The sequence below is a fragment of the Olsenella sp. oral taxon 807 genome (assembly GCF_001189515.2).
Lineage (GTDB): Bacteria > Actinomycetota > Coriobacteriia > Coriobacteriales > Atopobiaceae > Olsenella_F.
This window is the reverse complement of record NZ_CP012069.2, coordinates 3,135,691-3,148,762: the sequence shown is the minus strand read 5'-3', so window position 1 is coordinate 3,148,762 and position 13,072 is coordinate 3,135,691. Positions and strand designations below refer to the sequence as shown.

At 70.3% G+C, this 13,072-nt stretch carries 10 protein-coding genes; all 10 read right to left on the bottom strand.

Features of this window, described 5'->3' with window-relative positions; all coding sequences use genetic code 11:
* Positions 1-94: 94 nt before the first annotated feature.
* Positions 95-604 carry a DUF3592 domain-containing protein gene (locus ADJ70_RS13565; protein ID WP_050342272.1) on the bottom strand — a complete coding sequence of 170 codons (510 nt, stop codon included), beginning with the start codon at positions 602-604 and terminating at the stop codon, positions 95-97.
* The gene (locus ADJ70_RS13560; RefSeq protein ID WP_050342271.1) at positions 604-1,266 is read right to left on the bottom strand and encodes a hypothetical protein; all 663 of its coding nucleotides are present in this window, start codon (positions 1,264-1,266) and stop codon (positions 604-606) included. Before ADJ70_RS13560 ends, ADJ70_RS13565 begins: the two co-directional genes overlap by 1 nt.
* Positions 1,266-1,739 carry a carboxypeptidase-like regulatory domain-containing protein gene (locus ADJ70_RS13555; RefSeq protein ID WP_050342270.1) on the bottom strand — a complete coding sequence of 158 codons (474 nt, stop codon included), beginning with the start codon at positions 1,737-1,739 and terminating at the stop codon, positions 1,266-1,268. The genes ADJ70_RS13560 and ADJ70_RS13555 overlap by 1 nt, the downstream gene beginning before the upstream one ends.
* The gene (locus ADJ70_RS13550; RefSeq protein WP_050342268.1) at positions 1,739-2,185 is read right to left on the bottom strand and encodes a hypothetical protein; all 447 of its coding nucleotides are present in this window, start codon (positions 2,183-2,185) and stop codon (positions 1,739-1,741) included. Before ADJ70_RS13550 ends, ADJ70_RS13555 begins: the two co-directional genes overlap by 1 nt.
* A gap of 214 nt (positions 2,186-2,399) precedes the next feature.
* Positions 2,400-2,909, bottom strand: a complete 510-nt coding sequence (locus ADJ70_RS13545; RefSeq protein WP_050342266.1) for a DUF3592 domain-containing protein — start codon at positions 2,907-2,909, stop codon at positions 2,400-2,402.
* 481 nt (positions 2,910-3,390) lie between these two features.
* Positions 3,391-3,879, bottom strand: coding sequence for a hypothetical protein (locus tag ADJ70_RS13535; protein ID WP_050342260.1), 489 nt, complete (start codon positions 3,877-3,879; stop codon positions 3,391-3,393).
* Positions 3,879-8,711 carry a leucine-rich repeat protein gene (locus ADJ70_RS13530; RefSeq protein ID WP_050342258.1) on the bottom strand — a complete coding sequence of 1,611 codons (4,833 nt, stop codon included), beginning with the start codon at positions 8,709-8,711 and terminating at the stop codon, positions 3,879-3,881. The genes ADJ70_RS13535 and ADJ70_RS13530 overlap by 1 nt, the downstream gene beginning before the upstream one ends.
* 162 nt (positions 8,712-8,873) lie before the next feature.
* On the bottom strand, positions 8,874-9,122 hold the full coding sequence (locus ADJ70_RS14830; RefSeq protein ID WP_050342256.1) for a hypothetical protein: 249 nt from the start codon (positions 9,120-9,122) through the stop codon (positions 8,874-8,876).
* Between the two features lie 266 nt (positions 9,123-9,388).
* Positions 9,389-11,233: an ABC transporter ATP-binding protein gene (locus ADJ70_RS13525; protein ID WP_050342253.1), complete on the bottom strand. Its 1,845-nt coding sequence runs from the start codon at positions 11,231-11,233 to the stop codon at positions 9,389-9,391.
* Positions 11,223-13,058 (bottom strand): ABC transporter ATP-binding protein, encoded by a 1,836-nt coding sequence (locus ADJ70_RS13520; protein ID WP_083444052.1) that lies wholly within the window; start codon positions 13,056-13,058, stop codon positions 11,223-11,225. Before ADJ70_RS13520 ends, ADJ70_RS13525 begins: the two co-directional genes overlap by 11 nt.
* Between the last annotated feature and the right edge of the window lie 14 nt (positions 13,059-13,072).

Below are 13,072 nucleotides of genomic sequence, written 5' to 3'. Positions count from 1 at the left end.
CGTAGGGACGGGACCGCGGGGGAGGGGCCTGCGGGCCTTCCTGGCAAAGGCGACATCGCGGGCAGAGCGCGAGGTGGCCGCCGGGCCGCCGCCCTCAGCCCCCGAGGAGCAGGCGCACGAGGCCGCCCACGCCGCCCCAGGAAAGCCCCAGGGCGCGCGCCCCCAGGCACAGGGTCTCGTAGACGCCCATGACGACGTCGACGAGGTAGGAGGTGAGGCGCGCGCGCCAGCTCGGGGGCAGCAGGCGCGAGGGGTCGCGCGGGTCCACCCAGAGGGTCGCGCGGGTCCCCCTCCCGATGCGATTGAACAGGGACAGGAAACTCTGCCCGACGATGTCCGTCGCCGTGTGCGTCACGCCCCCGTACGACCAACGCCAGCCGAAGGACCATGAGCCGGAGCCCGGGCCGCCGCTCCTGACCTCGACCACCTCCCCCTCCACCGGGACCCAATGGAGCCTGCGCCAGGCGATGTGGGCGGAGAGGGCCAGGGAGAGCGCGGACCAGAGGGCCATGGCGACGGCGGAGGAGGAGAGCGGCGCGACGGCGAAGATCACGAACAGGGCGAGCGTGAACCACCCGTACAGGGCGAGCAGCGCGTTGTCCATCAGGCGGCCCTCCCCGGGTCTGGAGCGGGCGACGGAGTGCCGGAACCGCAGAGGCGTGGGGACGAGGCCCTCGTACGCATTGTCGCACCTGGCTTCCCGCCTCCCCTCCGGGGAGGCGAATCGCGGGGACGGGACTGCGGGGGAGCGCGCGGGCAGGGCCTCCCCCGACACACGCCATCGTAGCGCGCCCGGGCGAGCGGGGCAAGGCCCACGGCTCGCCACGTGACCCAGCCCGCGCAGGTCGCGGCCGTGAGGGACACGACCAGCGGGGCGAGCGCAGCCGTGAGGCGACAGGCGAGGAGGCGGAACCTCCAGCTCGGGGGCAGGATGCGGGAAGGGTGAGCGGGGTCAACCCAGACAGTGCCGTGGCGCCCCAGGCCCAACGGTATGCTGTCCTGCGACTCGTACACCCGGCCGCAGAACTCGTAGCGCACGAAGGCGACGGGGCGCGTTCCAGGATACTTATACACCCCCACCAGCTCCCCCGCCACCGGGACCCAGCGCAGCCTGCGCCAGACGATGTGGGCGGAGAGGGCGAGGGCGAGGGCCACGAAGGAGACGTAGGTCAGGGCCAGGGAGCACTGGGGACCCCCGCCCAGAGCCGACAGGGCCATCATTATGAGCAGGAGAAAGGGGTAGCCATAGAACAGCATGTCATCCATCAGGCAACCCTCCCGAGTCGTGCCGACGGGCCTGGGACCACGGAGCAGTCCGCACAGGCGGCCCCTCCGGGCTGCGGCAGCGACGCCGGCCGCAGCCCGATCTGGAGGTCCGGCTCCGTCGCGGCGGGCATCCGCACCCACTCGCTCTGGGCCGGCCAGTACCCCTCGGCCTCGACCCTCACCTGCCACCAGCCCTCGGGAACCTCCCAGGAGAAGCGCCCCCCGCCATCGGTGGCGAGCGGGTTCTCCTGCCCCCAGGGCGAGGCGTCCCACGACTCCGGATCCACGCCCGGCAGCGGGGCGTACCAGAGCGTCACCCCGGCGCCGGGGACCGGCTCGCCCGTCGCCGCGTCCACCACGGTGCCGGAGGGGTCGGCACGGATCGGGGACGGGCCTTCCGCGTACATGTCACGCTTGACCCTCTGGATCGTGTGGGCCGGGGAGGACTGCGGGGCCGCGCTGATGCCGTCCATCAGAGTAGCTCTCCGCTTCTGAGCAGCGCGTAGACCGGTATGGCACCGAAGACGAGGTAGATGAGGAGGCAGCCCCTCCGGCTCGGGGGCAGGATGCGGGAGGGGTGGTCGGGGTCCACCCAGACAGTCCCGTGGCGCCTCGTGTCGGGCAGGCCCGCGAGGTTCGGAACAACGTCGGAAGCTTCATACGCCAGGCCGCAGAACTCGTAGCGCCACGCGTAGGTGGCAACGTTATAGTACCCGACATACCCAGACTCCCCCACCATCTCCCCCGCCACCGGCACCCAGCGCAGCCTGCGCCACGCGATGGTCGCGGAGAGGGCGAGGGCCGTGCTGGAGAGGAGAGAGGGGGGCAGGGAGTCCCCGTAGCCGCTCCCTCCCAAAGCGGAAAGGGTCGGTATCAGGATCATGAACGCGAGATAACAGTAGAACAGCACGTTGTCCATCAGGCGGCCTCCCCGAGTCGCGCCGGCGGGGCCGGAGCGGGCGGCGGCCCCGCCGAGCCCATTGGGACATGAAGGAGTGGCTTTCGCGTACATGCCGCACCTAGCTTCCCGCCTCCCCACCGGGAAGGCGCGTCGTGGGGACGGGACTGCGGGGGAGGGGCCGGCGGAAGCGACATCACGGGCAGAGCGCGGGGTGGCCGCCGGGCCGCCACCCTCAGCCCCCGAGGAGCAGGCGCACGAGGCCGCCCACGCCGCCCCAGGAAAGCCCCAGGGCGCGCGCCCCCAGGTACAGGGTCCCGTAGGCGCCCATGACGACGTCGACGAGGTAGGAGGTGAGGCGCGCGCGCCAGCTCGGGGGCAGCAGGCGCGAGGGGTCGCGCGGGTCCACCCAGAGGGTCGCGCGGGTCCCCTCCCCGATGCGATTGAACGGGGGCAGGAAACTCCGCCCGACGATGTCCGTCGCCGTGTGCGTCACGCCCCCGTACGACCAACGCCAGCCGAAGGACCATGAGCCGGAGCCCGAGGCGCCGCTCCTGACCTCGATCACCTCCCCCTCCACCGGGACCCAATGGAGCCTGCGCCAGGCGATGTGGGCGGAGAGGGCCAGGGAGAGCGCGGACCAGAGGGCCATGGCGACGGCGGAGGAGGAGAGCGGCGCGACGGCGACGATCACGAACAGGGCGAGCGAGAACCACCCGTACAGGGCGAGCAGCGCGTTGTCCATCAGGCGGCCTCCCCGAGTCGTGCCAGCGGGGCCGGAAGGACAGGAAGACCTGCCCGGGCAGCACCGCCAGGCTGCGGCAGTGACGCCGGCCGCAGCCCGATCTGGAGGTCCGGCTCCGTCGCGGCGGGCATCCGCACCCACTCGCTCTGGGCCGGCCAGTACCCCTCGGCCTCGACCCTCACCTGCCACCAGCCCTCCGACACCTCCCAGGAGAAGGCGCCCCGGACGTCGGCCGCAAGCGGGTTTCCCCGCCCGTACGGGACTGCGTCCCACGGCTCTGGGCCCCTCCCTTCGCGCCACGGCAAGTCCCGGATGCCGCCGTCGCCGGCCCGACCTGTAGCGCGCGGGTCGGGGGGCGAGGCCGGCGGCTCGCCGGGAGCGCAGGGGCGTGGGGGCGTGACTGTCGCGTACATGCCGCGCCCCCGCCCCTCCCGCCCGGGGAGGCGGGGGCGCGGCGGAGGGGCGCCGACGGGGACGCGGGTCACGGGACGACCCCCCAAAGGCGCAGGGCGAAGTAGGCGCTCACGCCGCCGAAGGTAAGGTAGGAGAGGAGCCGCAGCCCCCAGGTCGAGGGCAGCAGGCGCGAGGGGTCGCGCGGGTCCACCCAGAGGGTCGTCCGCTTCTCCCAGGCGAAGAGGTAATCACCCGGCGTGTAGTCCTCCGCCGTGTACGTCACCCCACAATACGTCCAGCGCCAGCCGCAGCCGCTGCTCCTATAGATGTTTGGGGGATAGGGGGGGCCTGCCTCCTGGCTGGCGACGATCGGCTCCCCCTCCACCGGGACCCAGCGGAGCCTGCGCCAGGCGATGTGGGCGGAGAGGCCCAGGGAGAGGGCGGCGTGGAGGGCGAAGACGAGCGTCATCCGAAGCTCGGAGACGCGAGCGGGCACGTCGCCCATGGACCCCACGCACCCCGTGAACAGCAGGGCGAGTGAGAACCAGACGTACAGGGCGAGCAGCGCGTTGTCCATCAGGCGGCCTTTCCGAGGGCTGCGGGTGGGCCGGAGGGGGCGAGGACCCGCTCCGGCGACCCGGGTGCGGCGGACGGGGACAGCCGCGCCATGGGGACCATGACGCCCTCCGCTGCGGCGGACGGCACGTAGAGCCACCCGCTCTGGGCGGGTCGGTACCCCTCCGCCTCGACCCTCACCTGGTACCAGCCCTCCGGCACCTCCCAGGCGAAGGATCCCCGGTCGTCGGTCACGAGCGGGTTTCCCTGCCCGCACGAGGAGGCGTCCCACGGCTCGGGCTCCGCGCCCTCGAAGGGCCTATACCAGAGCGTCACCCTGGCGCCGGGGATGGGCGCCCCCGTGTCCGCGTCGCGAACGCTGCCGGAGGGGTCTATGCGGGCTGCGGACCTGGAGCCCCTTCTCTCGTACCACAGCAGGTCCCAGATGATGCTCCTGTCGATCCAGCCTATCGCGAAGGAGTTGACGAGCCCGAAGACCCCCAGGACGACGCCCAGCTCGGGTGCGACGGCGACGCAGGCGATCGAGAGGCCGACGTTCACGGCGCCGAGAGCCTCTGCCAGATCCATCCTTTGATTGAGGCTTGCCCTCTCCTCGTCGGAGAGGTCCATATGGCCAATCACACCCCTGATGTGACCGTATCTCACCCTCTGCACGCCAAAGGACACTGCCGATGAGACAACGGACGCTACCCCCACGGCCCTGCCCGGTGACTCGAGACGCCCAAACACCTCCTTGACCGCATCCATGTACTCCTTGCTCGCGCAGTACTTCTCCCAGGTCTGGAGGCCCGTCCCGGCGCCGAACATCACGAGGTCCACGTTCGTCACCCCGCCAGGGCCGTCGATGGTCCTCATGTAGCAGGAGCTGCCGTCGCTAGTCTTGTAGGGGCCACCCACCATGCCCGGGGAGCCGATGACCTTCCCCCTTGCCACGGGGAGGTACGTGCGCCCCACGGGCTCGTAACCCTGCTCGATCGCCTCCTCGACGGTCGCGGGCGCGCCGGCCTGGCGGGCCTCCTCGGCCTCCCGCCTCGTGACCGTTATCGTCGCGGGGCCGTCCCCGTCCCCGAACAGCGTGGGGGAGTGGTAGGTGTAGCGCACGGAGCCGTCGGGGAGCCTCTCCGGCGTCACCGTGACGTCCTCCCACCCGGCGGGCCTCGCGGCTGTCGGCGCGGGGGCCGCGCCCGGGGCGGGGAGGCCGTCCGCGACCTCCCTGGGTCTGACCTTGTAGGACACCGAGAGGGACCCCGGCACGTAGTCGTGGTCGGACGGGTCGAACCAGCCCTCGGCGACCCAGAGGCCGGCGGACCCGTCCCACGCGAGGTCCATGCACTTCCTCTCCGTGCCCTTGACGCTGACCACGCGGGCCGCCTCGATGCGCTCGGGCGGGACGTCGAAGGCGGCCTCGAAGCGGAAGGGGTGCTCGCCGTGGTAGGAGGAGAGCAGGAAGGTGTAGCTGGCCGGGTCGCCCCCCAGGAGGTCGTGGTCCCCGCCGTCGTAGCGCATGACGAAGGAGGTCACGCCTGCGGCCGCGGGGTCGAAGAGCACGGTCCCCCTGGCGGAGGAGCCCCCGCAGGAGGCGCTGACGGCGTACTCCCAGCCCTCGACGGGCGAGGACACGGAGACCTCGGCCTCGTAGGCGCCGGAGGCGGAGGCCGTGGCACTCCCGGCGGGGACCCCGCCCACGCGCAGCTCGACCCTGGACCCGGCGGGGGCGTTTCCCCTCACGGAGAAGGTGCCGGAGGCCGTGACCTCCGGGACGGAGATTGACAGCGGCGAGCTGAGGTCCGCCACCGAGCCGACGACCTCGCTCGCGGGGGCGCCGCCGCTCCTGAGGGCGACGCTCGCGTAGCTGAGGGAGGATGCCTCGCCCGCCGGCACCTCGCAGAGCACCTCGACGCTCCCCGAGGGGGCACCCGTCGGGACGTAGAGCTTCCTGCCGCTGAGCGACCAGTCCGCCGTGGCGCCGTCGACCCTCACCTCCCGGACGTCCGTCGAGGCGGGGACGCCAAGCGTCACGGCGCCCACCGAGACGTCGGCCGACGGCTCGGCGAGGCCCCAGCGGACCGTCAGCTCGACCAGGCCGTCGTCCAGGCGCCGGGCGGAGTAGGAGCAGGCGGCGGGGTCGAGCAGGGCATGGGTGCCGTCGCTGGCGGACACGCCCAACCCGTGCTCTACCGCCCAGGAGTAGGCGAATGAGCCCCTCGGGCACGAGAGGGTGAGCGCGTCGCAGCCCTCGAAGGTGGTGTCGTCTATGGAGGTGACGGAGGCGGGGAGCTCGACGGAGGCGAGCGACGAGCAGCCCGCGAAGGCCAGGGCGCCGAGGCGCCGCACGCCCTCGGAGAGCCTGACGGAGGCGAGCGACGAGCAGCCGTCGAAGGAGTGCGCCCCGAGCGTGCCCACGGACCCGGGCACCTCGACGGAGGCCAGGGAGGAGCAGCGGGCGAAGGCGGACGTGCCCACGGAGGAGAGCGTGGGCGGCAGCGACAGCGAGGTCGCCTGCGCGCAGTCCTCGTAGGCCGAGTCGCCCACCGAGGTCACCCCGGCGGGGACCTCGAGGGCGGCCGGCAGCGACGTGCAGCGGGCGAAGGCGTAGGAGCCCACGGAGGTGACGGTGTCGGGGAGCTCGACCGAGGCGAGGGAGGAGCAGCCCCTGAAGGCGCCCGCGGCGACGCGGGTCGAGCCGGGGGCGAGCCTGGCGGAGGCGAGGCCCGACCCCTCGAAGGGCCCGGCCCCCCAGGGGGCCTCGCCCTCCGTGGACTCCAGCGAGGCGGGGAGCTCGACGGAGGCGAGCGACGAGCAGCCCGCGAAGGCCAGGGCGCCGAGGCGCCGCACGCCCTCGGAGAGCCTGACGGAGGCGAGCGACGAGCAGCCGTCGAAGGAGTGCGCCCCGAGCGTGCCCACGGACCCGGGCACCTCGACGGAGGCCAGGGAGGAGCAGCGGGCGAAGGCGGACGTGCCCACGGAGGAGAGCGTGGGCGGCAGCGACAGCGAGGTCGCCTGCGCGCAGTCCTCGTAGGCCGAGTCGCCCACCGAGGTCACCCCGGCGGGGACCTCGAGGGCGGCCGGCAGCGACGTGCAGCGGGCGAAGGCGTAGGAGCCCACGGAGGTGACGGTGTCGGGGAGCTCGACCGAGGCGAGGGAGGAGCAGCCCCTGAAGGCGCCCGCGGCGACGCGGGTCGAGCCGGGGGCGAGCCTGGCGGAGGCGAGGCCCGACCCCTCGAAGGGCCCGGCCCCCCAGGGGGCCTCGCCCTCCGTGGACTCCAGCGAGGCGGGGAGCTCGACGGAGGCGAGCGACGAGCAGCCCGCGAAGGCCAGGGCGCCGAGGCGCCGCACGCCCTCGGAGAGCCTGACGGAGGCGAGCGACGAGCAGCCGTCGAAGGAGTGCGCCCCGAGCGTGCCCACGGACCCGGGCACCTCGACGGAGGCCAGGGAGGAGCAGCGGGCGAAGGCGGACGTGCCCACGGAGGAGAGCGTGGGCGGCAGCGACAGCGAGGTCGCCTGCGCGCAGTCCTCGTAGGCCGAGTCGCCCACCGAGGTCACCCCGGCGGGGACCTCGAGGGCGGCCGGCAGCGACGTGCAGCGGGCGAAGGCGTAGGAGCCCACGGAGGTGACGGTGTCGGGGAGCTCGACCGAGGCGAGGGAGGAGCAGCCCCTGAAGGCGCCCGCGGCGACGCGGGTCGAGCCGGGGGCGAGCCTGGCGGAGGCGAGGCCCGACCCCTCGAAGGGCCCGGCCCCCCAGGGGGCCTCGCCCTCCGTGGACTCCAGCGAGGCGGGGAGCTCGACGGAGGCGAGCGACGAGCAGCCCGCGAAGGCCAGGGCGCCGAGGCGCCGCACGCCCTCGGAGAGCCTGACGGAGGCGAGCGACGAGCAGCCGTCGAAGGAGTGCGCCCCGAGCGTGCCCACGGACCCGGGCACCTCGACGGAGGCCAGGGAGGAGCAGCGGGCGAAGGCGGACGTGCCCACGGAGGAGAGCGTGGGCGGCAGCGACAGCGAGGTCGCCTGCGCGCAGTCCTCGTAGGCCGAGTCGCCCACCGAGGTCACCCCGGCGGGGACCTCGAGGGCGGCCGGCAGCGACGTGCAGCGGGCGAAGGCGTAGGAGCCCACGGAGGTGACGGTGTCGGGGAGCTCGACCGAGGCGAGGGAGGAGCAGCCCCTGAAGGCGCCCGCGGCGACGCGGGTCGAGCCGGGGGCGAGCCTGGCGGAGGCGAGGCCCGACCCCTCGAAGGGCCCGGCCCCCCAGGGGGCCTCGCCCTCCGTGGACTCCAGCGAGGCGGGGAGCTCGACCGAGGCGAGCGACGAGCAGCCCGCGAAGGCCAGGGCGCCGAGGCGCCGCACGCCCTCGGAGAGCCTGACGGAGGTGAGCGACGTGCAGCCGTCGAAGGAGTGCGCCCCGAGCGTGCCCACGGACCCGGGCACCTCGACGGAGCGCAGCGACGTGTGGCCGGACAGGGCCGAGTTGGCGATGCTCACCACCTTGGAGCCGCCGAGCTCCTCGGGGATGGAGAGCTCGGTGGCGTCGCCCGCGTATCCCGTCACCTCGACGCCGCCGGAGACCTGCCGGTAGCTGAACCCCTCCTCGGGGGCCGCAGACTGCAGCTCTGCGTCGCCGTCAGCCTCCTCGCCGGTGTCGGCGGGCGCTGGCTCGCCGGATGACGCGCCGTCATCCTGCGACGCCTGCTGCGCGTCCCCCGCTCCGCTCGGCGACGCCTGGGATGCGCCAAGGTGCAGCGCCTGGGCGGCGACCTTGGCGTACGCGCAGTCCGGGACCATCCCCACGACCAGCGCCATGGACAGGAACGCCGACAGGACACTTCTCGCGACCCTCATCATGCCACTCCCCTTCACACGAACCACTCAAGTCGTAAAAAATCCTAGGACTTTCCGGTATCACATGCAAGACGCGGAATCAAGATTGTAACAAAGCGGCCGGGGGGATCGGCGCCCTCCCGCGCCCCGCACGGTCCGTTCCGGCCACGAGCGCGGGCCCACGGGTCACGCCAAGCCAACACCCGCCCCTCCCAGGTAGGCCTCCCTGTCCAATACGCCCTCCCTGGCGCTTACGATCACGTTCATAGGCATGACCGCCATGCGGGGCAGATAGTTCACCGCAAGAACGAGCGGGTGACAGATTAGGTACAGCGGCGTGTCGAGCCCAAGGCCCATATATCGACCGCAGCGATGACGCATTGCCCAGGGCCTGAGCGACCGGCTCCTTAGCGGGAGCCTCGTCGACGAACTCACAGCCCGATCTCCCCTGACGTCAGTCAGCACAGGCCGCAAGCCACCTGCCGCCTAGGGTCCCTCGGCCTCTTGCCATGCGAGGATTGTCACCCCACCCATCACCCGCGCCGCAAGGTGTGCTCCCTCCTGCCGCGATCGGGCCATCCGACCCGAATACGGCACCTTGGCACACTCAACAAGACGCGCTCCACCTCGAAGAAGTTCGGCCACATACCCTCACGGGGGCTTGCCGGAAGAGGGGTTGGTCGCACTCCTTGCCGACAGGGCTAATCCAGCTCCTTGGCACCCGTCCAGAGCTGCCAGTACTCGCCGCGCCGGGCCAGAAGCCCATCGTGCGTGCCACGCTCCACGATGCGACCGTGATCGAGCACCATGATCGCGTCGGCGTTACGCACGGTCGAGAGGCGATGGGCTATCACGAACACGGTGCGCCCGGCCATGAGCTGGTCCATGCCGCGTGCGATCAGGGCCTCGGTACGCGTATCGATGCTCGAGGTCGCCTCGTCTAGGATGAGCACCGGCGGGTCCGCCACCGCCGCACGCGCGATGGAGATGAGCTGGCGCTGCCCCTGGCTCAGGCTCGCCCCGTCCGCACTGATGGACGTGTCGTAGCCCTTGGGCAGGCGGCTGATGAAGGAGTCGGCATTCGCTATCTGGGCCGCGCGTCGCACCTCATCATCGGTCGCGTCAAGCTTGCCAAAGCGTATGTTGTCCGCGATGGTCCCCGCGAAGAGGTGGGTATCCTGCAGCACGATGCCAAGGGATGCACGCAGGTCGGGCTTGCAGATGGCACGTATGTCGATGTCGTCGTAGGAGATCGACCCCGAGCGGATGTCATAGAAACGGTTGATGAGGTTCGTGATAGTTGTCTTGCCGGCACCGGTCGCGCCCACGAAGGCAATCTTCTGGCCCGGCCTCGCCCAAAGCGAGAGATCCTCGAGGATGGTCTGGCCAGCCAGGTAACCAAAGTTCACGTGCTCCAGGCGCACGTCACCGGCAAGGGCAACACAGCTGCCGTCCCCCTTGCGCCAGCGCCACGCGCGGCAGGACTCGCTGACGCCCGCCACCTTGGTCGCCTCGCCCTCAACACACTCAAGGTGGGTCACGCCCTCGTCCGTCTCGGCCGGAAGCTCCATCACCTCAAAGATGCGCTCCGCGCCCGCAAGGGCGGTGAGCAGGAAGTTACCCAACTGCGTGAGCTGGTTTATGGGCATGGCCGCCTGCCGGACGAACACGAGGTAGCTGGCGAGACTACCCGCGTCCATCTGCCCAAAGAGCGCCATGAGGGCCCCCACCACGGCCACGATGGCATAGTTGGCGTATGACACGGCCACCGTCACGGGCACCATGGTCGCGGCATAGGCCTGTGCGCTCGTGCCCGTCTGCCGCAGGTCGTCGTTGAGCGCCCGAAAGCCCGCGAGGTTCTGCCCCTCATGATTGAAGGCCTTGATCACCTTCTGGCCGCTCGTCATCTCCTCTATGTAGCCGTCAAGCAGGCCCAGCGATTCTTGCTGGCGCGAGAAGTAGCGCTTTGAGCGTCGACCCGAGAAGCGTACGTAGAGCACGATGAGCGCGTCACACACGAGCGTGATCAGGGTGAGGCGCCAGTTGAGCGCGAGCAACAGAGCGACCGTGCCCACGGTCTGTATCAGCGCCTGGACCATGTTCGCGAAGCTGTTGTTGAGCGCCTCCGAGACCGTGTCCACGTCATTGGTGAAGAAGCTCATGATGTCGCCGCTACGTCGGGAGTCGAACCACGAGAGCGGCAGGGTCTGAATGTGGGCGAGCAGGTCGCGACGGATGTCAAAGACGATGCGCTGGGCCGCGTGGACCATCGTCTGCGTGTAGCCGAGACAGGCCACCACACCCAGCGCGTAGATGCCGGCCGTCAGGGCAATACCTGACGTGAAGCCGCCTGCGTCTCCTCTTCCCACCGCGTTCACGACCGGCTTGATCATGTAGGTGCCCACGAGATTGGCAAGTCCCGAGACGCTCACGAGCAAAGCTACCGCAAGCAGCTGGAACCGCGCGTGGCCAAGGTAGCCGGTAAGCTTGCGCAGCGTACGACCAAGATCCTGCGGCGCTCTCGGCGCATCTGCTCTAGCTGCCATGGCGCACCTCTGCCCCATCCTCGCCGCCGTCACCCGGGTGGACGGCCTGCGCGCCTGCGTTCAGCGCCGATTGCGCCGCTCCGACGGCCTCGTGGAGCGAGGCCACGCCCTGCGAGGCGCACAGCTCCTGGTAGATATGATCGTGCATGAGCAGCTCAGCGTGGGTGCCCGTCGCGTGCACGCGCCCGTCGTCCAAGATGACTATCTGGTCTGACTCCACGACGGAACTCACGCGCTGCGCGACGATGACCTTGGTCATACCGCCGAGCGCCGCGAGGCCGGAGCGTATCCTTGCATCGGTCTTCATGTCGACGGCGCTCGTCGAGTCGTCGAACACAATGACCTTAGGGTGCTTGAGGAGCGTACGCGCGATGCAGAGGCGCTGCTTCTGCCCACCCGACACATTGACGCCACCCTGGCCGAGGTCACCGTCAAGGCCACCTATCCTCTCTAGGAACTCGTCCGCACAGGCGACGCGACAGGCCTCGAGCAGCTCCTCATCCGTGGCGTCGGGGTTTCCCCAGCGCAGGTTGTCACGGACGGTGCCCGAGAAGAGCACGTTCTTCTGCAGCACGATGCCCACTGCCTCGCGAAGCGACGCGAGGTCGTAGTCGCGCACATCGTGCCCTCCCACCTCGACCACTCCCGTACTCGCGTCATAGAGGCGGGCGATCAGTTGCACGAGCGAGGTCTTGCCCGAGCCGGTACCACCGAGGATGCCCACCGTGGAACCCGGGGCAAAGTACAGACTCACGTGCTCGAGCACGTCCTTCCTGGCGTTCGCGCTGTACTTGAACGAGACGTCGCAGAAGCGCACCCCACCGTCAGGCACCGACGTCAGGCCATCTTTCGCGCTCGTGAGCGCGGGTCTCTCTCGCAGGACCTCACAGATGCGGTGGATGCTCGTAATAGCTCGCGCGAGCAGCAAGAACACGCTCGAGATCATCATCAGGGAGTTCATGATGAGTAGCACGTAACTCATGAACCCGGTAAGCGTGCCCACCCCGAGCGTGCCCGCCATGATCATCTGCCCACCAAACCAGAGGAGGCACACGCTTGCGACGCCCATTGACAACTGAAAGATCGGCGTGTTGAGCACGGCTATCCTGAAGGTTCGGGTAGAGCTCTTGGCCAGTAGCTCGTTCACGCGCTCGAAGCGCTCGGCGACGTAATCCTCCCGCACATAAGCCTTGATGGCGCGTATCGCGACGAGGTCCTCCTGCAGAGCCTCGTTGAGGCGGTCCATCGCACCCTGCATCACACCGTAGAGGGGAGCCACACGCAATACGATGATGGCGAGGACGACCGCCAGGACCGGCAGCGTCACAAGGAACACCAGTGCGAGCTGAACGCTCATGGTGCAGGCGATCAGAAGGCCCATCACGAGCATGATGGGACCCCTCAAAAGGGGTCGAAAGCCCATCATGAGGGCGTTCTGCACGACGGTGACGTCGGTGGTCATGCGCGTGACCAGGGAGGACGTCTCGAACTCATCGAGATTGGAGAAGGCGAAGCCCTGCAGGTGAGCATACTCCGCTTCCCGGAGATTCGCGCCAAAGCCCATCGCGGCACGTGCGGAGGCGCGTGCGTAGCCCAAGCCACATCCACCAGCGACGAGGGCCGTCACAAGCATCTGCGCGCCCGAAAGATAGATGAGGTCGAGCTTGGCCTGGGCTATGCCCACGTCCACGATGTACGCCATCTGAAAGGGAATCGTCAGCTCGAGCACCGACTCGGCGAAGGCAAATATCGTCGCGAGTGCAAAGTCGCGCCGGTAGCGCCCAAGGTAGCGGGCCACCAGGCCAAGGTCACCCTTCGCTGCCATTGCCGTCTCCGTCC

Bases quoted from the DNA above. Each gene is read 5' to 3' on its own strand.
- ADJ70_RS13565 (WP_050342272.1), bottom strand. From the start codon at position 604: ATGGACAACGCGCTGCTCGCCCTGTACGGGTGGTTCACGCTCGCCCTG.
- ADJ70_RS13560 (WP_050342271.1), bottom strand. From the start codon at position 1,266: ATGGATGACATGCTGTTCTATGGCTACCCCTTTCTCCTGCTCATAATG.
- ADJ70_RS13555 (WP_050342270.1), bottom strand. From the start codon at position 1,739: ATGGACGGCATCAGCGCGGCCCCGCAGTCCTCCCCGGCCCACACGATC.
- ADJ70_RS13550 (WP_050342268.1), bottom strand. From the start codon at position 2,185: ATGGACAACGTGCTGTTCTACTGTTATCTCGCGTTCATGATCCTGATA.
- ADJ70_RS13545 (WP_050342266.1), bottom strand. From the start codon at position 2,909: ATGGACAACGCGCTGCTCGCCCTGTACGGGTGGTTCTCGCTCGCCCTG.
- ADJ70_RS13535 (WP_050342260.1), bottom strand. From the start codon at position 3,879: ATGGACAACGCGCTGCTCGCCCTGTACGTCTGGTTCTCACTCGCCCTG.
- ADJ70_RS13530 (WP_050342258.1), bottom strand. From the start codon at position 8,711: ATGATGAGGGTCGCGAGAAGTGTCCTGTCGGCGTTCCTGTCCATGGCG.
- ADJ70_RS13525 (WP_050342253.1), bottom strand. From the start codon at position 11,233: ATGGCAGCTAGAGCAGATGCGCCGAGAGCGCCGCAGGATCTTGGTCGT.
- ADJ70_RS13520 (WP_083444052.1), bottom strand. From the start codon at position 13,058: ATGGCAGCGAAGGGTGACCTTGGCCTGGTGGCCCGCTACCTTGGGCGC.